This is a genomic window from Nocardioides sp. Z50_6 (assembly GCF_058215755.1).
This window is the reverse complement of record NZ_JBZAJB010000013.1, coordinates 1-5,498: the sequence shown is the minus strand read 5'-3', so window position 1 is coordinate 5,498 and position 5,498 is coordinate 1. Positions and strand designations below refer to the sequence as shown.

At 56.1% G+C, this 5,498-nt stretch carries 2 rRNA genes; both read right to left on the bottom strand.

What is annotated here, in order from left to right:
- Positions 1 to 173 precede the first annotated feature (173 nt).
- Positions 174 to 3,285 (bottom strand): 23S ribosomal RNA (locus AC4BGE_RS18835).
- Between the two features lie 503 nt (positions 3,286 to 3,788).
- Positions 3,789 to 5,303, bottom strand: a 16S ribosomal RNA gene (locus AC4BGE_RS18830).
- Together the 16S and 23S rRNA genes form the textbook arrangement of a ribosomal RNA operon.
- Positions 5,304 to 5,498: the final 195 nt, after the last annotated feature.

The following is a 5,498-nucleotide window of genomic DNA, read 5'->3' as shown; positions in this document are numbered from 1 at the left end:
ATGCAGGGGGGTCCGGCCATGCACCCGTATCGGGGTGGGGCCAAGCTCGTTGTTGTGTTGTGTGTGTTCGCAGACCAACCCGGGAGGGTTGTTGTCTGGGAACTGGTTAGTGGACGCGGGCAAACATGTGCGCATTAGGGGTCTTGTCACCGTTGAGTGGTTTTGTACGGTGTTGGGACAAGCCCTCGGCCTATTAGTACCGGTCGGCTAGGCATTACTGCTGTACACCTCCGGCCTATCAACCCAGTGTTCTGCTGGGGGCCTTACCCACTTACGTGGTGGGAAACCTCATCTTGAAACGTGCTTCCCGCTTAGATGCATTCAGCGGTTATCACTTCCGAACGTAGCCAACCAGCCGTGCCCCTGGCGGGACAACTGGCACACCAGAGGTTCGTCCATCCCGGTCCTCTCGTACTAGGGACAGCCTTTCTCAAGTTTCCTGCGCGCGCGGCGGATAGGGACCGAACTGTCTCACGACGTTCTAAACCCAGCTCGCGTGCCGCTTTAATGGGCGAACAGCCCAACCCTTGGGACCTGCTCCAGCCCCAGGATGCGACGAGCCGACATCGAGGTGCCAAACCATCCCGTCGATATGGACTCTTGGGGAAGATCAGCCTGTTATCCCCGGGGTACCTTTTATCCGTTGAGCGACGCCGCTTCCACCTGCTGGCGCCGGATCACTAGTTCCGACTTTCGTCCCTGCTCGACATGTCTGTCTCACAGTCAAGCTCCCTTGTGCACTTACACTCGCCACCTGATTGCCAACCAGGCTGAGGGAACCTTTGAGCGCCTCCGTTACATTTTAGGAGGCAACCGCCCCAGTTAAACTACCCATCAGGCACTGTCCCTGATCCGGATTACGGACCTAGGTTAGACATCTAGTACGACCAGAGTGGTATTTCAACGATGACTCCCCGACCACTGGCGTGGCCGGTTCACAGTCTCCCACCTATCCTACACAAGCCGAACCAAACACCAATACCAAACTATAGTAAAGGTCCCGGGGTCTTTCCGTCCTGCCGCGCGTAACGAGCATCTTTACTCGTAGTGCAATTTCGCCGAGTCCATGGTTGAGACAGCGCCCAAGTCGTTACTCCATTCGTGCAGGTCGGAACTTACCCGACAAGGAATTTCGCTACCTTAGGATGGTTATAGTTACCACCGCCGTTTACTGGGGCTTAAGTTCTCAGCTTCGAGGATTGCTCCTCTAACCGGTCCCCTTAACCTTCCAGCACCGGGCAGGAGTCAGTCCGTATACATCGTCTTACAACTTCGCACGGACCTGTGTTTTTAGTAAACAGTCGCTTGGGCCTGGTCTCTGCGGCCATCACCGCTTTCCCACGCAAGGTGGGTAACGGATCCGGCCCCCCTTCTCCCGAAGTTACGGGGGCATTTTGCCGAGTTCCTTAACCATGGTTGTCTCGATCGCCTTGGTATTCTCTACCTGATCACCTGAGTCGGTTTGGGGTACGGGCGGCGCATAGCTCGCTAGAGGTTTTTCTCGACAGCATAGGATCATCCACTTCCCCCCTACGGGGTCCCCATCAGGTCTCAGACACATGAGCGGCGGATTTGCCTGTCCGCTCGTCCTACACCCTTAGCCGTGGACTACCATCGCCACGGTTGGACTACCTTCCTGCGTCACCCCATCGCTTGACTACTACCAGTTCGGGTCCCACGCTCTGCCACATCGCCTCGCCCCGAAGGGTCCGGTCAACATGGTTTCGGATGGTTAGCATCACCAGGTTCGTCATGGGCGCTACTTTGCCGGTACGGGAATATCAACCCGTTGTCCATCGACTACGCCTGTCGGCCTCGCCTTAGGTCCCGACTTACCCAGGGCAGATTAGCTTGACCCTGGAACCCTTGATCATTCGGCGGAAGAGTTTCTCACTCTTCATTCGCTACTCATGCCTGCATTCTCACTCGTGTGGGCTCCACAACTAGATCACTCTGCTGCTTCACTGCCCACACGACGCTCCCCTACCCATCCACACACCTGAACCACGAAGGCTTAGTTATACGTATGAATGCCATAGCTTCGGCGGATGACTTGAGCCCCGCTACATTGTCGGCGCGGAATCACTTGACCAGTGAGCTATTACGCACTCTTTCAAGGGTGGCTGCTTCCAAGCCAACCTCCTGGTTGTCAATGCGACTCCACATCCTTTTCCACTTAGTCACCGCTTAGGGGCCTTAGCTGATGGTCTGGGCTGTTTCCCTCTCGACTACGGAGCTTATCCCCCGCAGTCTCACTGCTGCGCTCTCACTTACCGGCATTCGGAGTTTGGTTAACGTCAGTAACCTTGTAGGGCCCATCGGCTATCCAGTGCTCTACCTCCGGCAAGAAACACGCAACGCTGCACCTAAATGCATTTCGGGGAGAACCAGCTATCACGGAGTTTGATTGGCCTTTCACCCCTATCCACAGGTCATCCCCTCAGTTTTCAACCTAAGTGGGTTCGGTCCTCCACGCGGTCTTACCCGCGCTTCAACCTGCCCATGGATAGATCACTCCGCTTCGGGTCTTGATCGTGCTACTAAAGCGCCCTATTCGGACTCGCTTTCGCTACGGCTTCCCCACACGGGTTAACCTCGCAACACAACGCAAACTCGCAGGCTCATTCTTCAAAAGGCACGCCGTCACAAGAACAAGTTCTCGCTCCGACGGATTGTAGGCACACGGTTTCAGGTACTATTTCACTCCCCGCCAGGGGTACTTTTCACCTTTCCCTCACGGTACTTGTCCGCTATCGGTCACCAAGGAGTATTTAGGCTTAACGGGTGGTCCCGCCAGATTCACACGGAATTTCAGGGGTTCCGTGTTACTTGGGGTGACGTTCCAGAGTTCGCAGCTTACGCCTACGGGGCTATCACCCTCTACGGCCCGGCTTTCCAACCGGCTTCAGCTTCCCTGCGAATTTCTTACTCTGCACCGAGCCGGCAGACTCGATAAAACGGCCCCACAACCCCCACCTCGCAACCCCTGCCGGGTATCACACGAGATAGGTTTGGCCTCTTCCGATTTCGCTCGCCACTACTCTCGGAATCACTTTTGTTTTCTCTTCCTGTGGGTACTGAGATGTTTCACTTCCCCACGTTCCCTCCACTCACCCTATGTGTTCAGGTGAGGGTAACTGGACATGACTCCAGCTGGGTTTCCCCATTCGGACACCCCCGGATCACAGCTCGGTTGCCAACTCCCCGGGGCTTATCGCAGGCTCCTACGTCCTTCATCGGCTCTTGGTGCCAAGGCATCCACCATGTGCCCTTCATAGCTTGTCTCAACAACGTCAAAACAACTCAACTACAAAGACCACAACCACACGCACCCAATCAAAGCGCGCATGATCGATACAAAAAAATCACACTAGACACCCACACCACCGCCCACCAACAAACCCCCGAAGAAGCCAGCCGGCACACAGCATGCGGGCATCAGATGCTCGCGTCCACTATCCAGATCTCAAACAACAACCCCACCAACCCCCCAGCAACCACTTCCGTGACCACCAGGGCAAAGGGAGGAACCGAGCAACCAACCCGGGCCCACACGACACAAGGCCGCGGTACCCGCAATTGATCCCTCAGGACCCAACAGTGTGTCTCGACCGATCCACCCGCACCCACACCCCAGGTTCCACGCCCACCCGATGCACAAGGCACCAAGACAGACAGTACTGAGGAGCGAAGGCACGACCTTCACAACCATTCATCGACGATTCCACTAGTGAACACCACCATGCGCACCCACTCGAACGGCGGGTGTCGGGGCGTGTGCTCCTTAGAAAGGAGGTGATCCAGCCGCACCTTCCGGTACGGCTACCTTGTTACGACTTCGTCCCAATCGCCAGCCCCACCTTCGACGGCTCCCTCCACAAGGGTTGGGCCACCGGCTTCGGGTGTTGCCGACTTTCGTGACGTGACGGGCGGTGTGTACAAGGCCCGGGAACGTATTCACCGCAGCGTTGCTGATCTGCGATTACTAGCGACTCCGACTTCATGGGGTCGAGTTGCAGACCCCAATCCGAACTGAGACCGGCTTTTTGGGATTCGCTCCCCCTCACGGGATCGCAGCCCTTTGTACCGGCCATTGTAGCATGCGTGAAGCCCTGGACATAAGGGGCATGATGACTTGACGTCATCCCCACCTTCCTCCGAGTTGACCCCGGCAGTCTCCTATGAGTCCCCACCATTACGTGCTGGCAACATAGAACGAGGGTTGCGCTCGTTGCGGGACTTAACCCAACATCTCACGACACGAGCTGACGACAGCCATGCACCACCTGTATACCGACTAAAAGGGGCTCTATCTCTAGAGCTTTCCGGCATATGTCAAACCCAGGTAAGGTTCTTCGCGTTGCATCGAATTAATCCGCATGCTCCGCCGCTTGTGCGGGCCCCCGTCAATTCCTTTGAGTTTTAGCCTTGCGGCCGTACTCCCCAGGCGGGGCGCTTAATGCGTTAGCTGCGGCACGGAACCCATGGAATAGGCCCCACACCTAGCGCCCAACGTTTACGGTGTGGACTACCAGGGTATCTAATCCTGTTCGCTCCCCACACTTTCGCTCCTCAGCGTCAGGTAATGCCCAGAGAACCGCCTTCGCCACCGGTGTTCCTCCTGATATCTGCGCATTTCACCGCTACACCAGGAATTCCGTTCTCCCCTGCATACCTCTAGTCTGCCCGTATCGGAAGCAAGCTCAGAGTTAAGCCCTGAGTTTTCACTCCCGACGTGACAAACCGCCTACGAGCCCTTTACGCCCAATAATTCCGGACAACGCTCGCACCCTACGTATTACCGCGGCTGCTGGCACGTAGTTGGCCGGTGCTTCTTCTGTACCTACCGTCACTCTCGCTTCGTCGGTACTGAAAGAGGTTTACAACCCGAAGGCAGTCATCCCTCACGCGGCGTTGCTGGATCAGGCTTTCGCCCATTGTCCAATATTCCCCACTGCTGCCTCCCGTAGGAGTCTGGGCCGTGTCTCAGTCCCAGTGTGGCCGGTCACCCTCTCAGGCCGGCTACCCGTCGAAGCCTTGGTGAGCCATTACCTCACCAACAAGCTGATAGGCCGCGAGCACATCCTTCACCGCCAGAACTTTCCACCACACACCATGCAGTACGTGGTCATATCCGGTATTAGCCACCGTTTCCGGTGGTTATCCCGAAGTGAAGGGCAGATTACTCACGTGTTACTCACCCGTTCGCCGCTCGTGTACCCCGAAGGGCCTTACCGCTCGACTTGCATGTGTTAAGCACGCCGCCAGCGTTCGTCCTGAGCCAGGATCAAACTCTCCATTGAAAAACAACCCCACCAGCAAGCTGGCGAGAAAAAGAGAGCCACATCCCCTGACAGACAAAACTGCTAACGAAAAAACGTCAGAAATTATTGTCAACCAAAGAAACCACCAACACGACAAACCACATCATGTTGACGGGGCATAACAAACTAATTCGTCGACTATGACACACTGTTGAGTTCTCAAGAATCAATCGC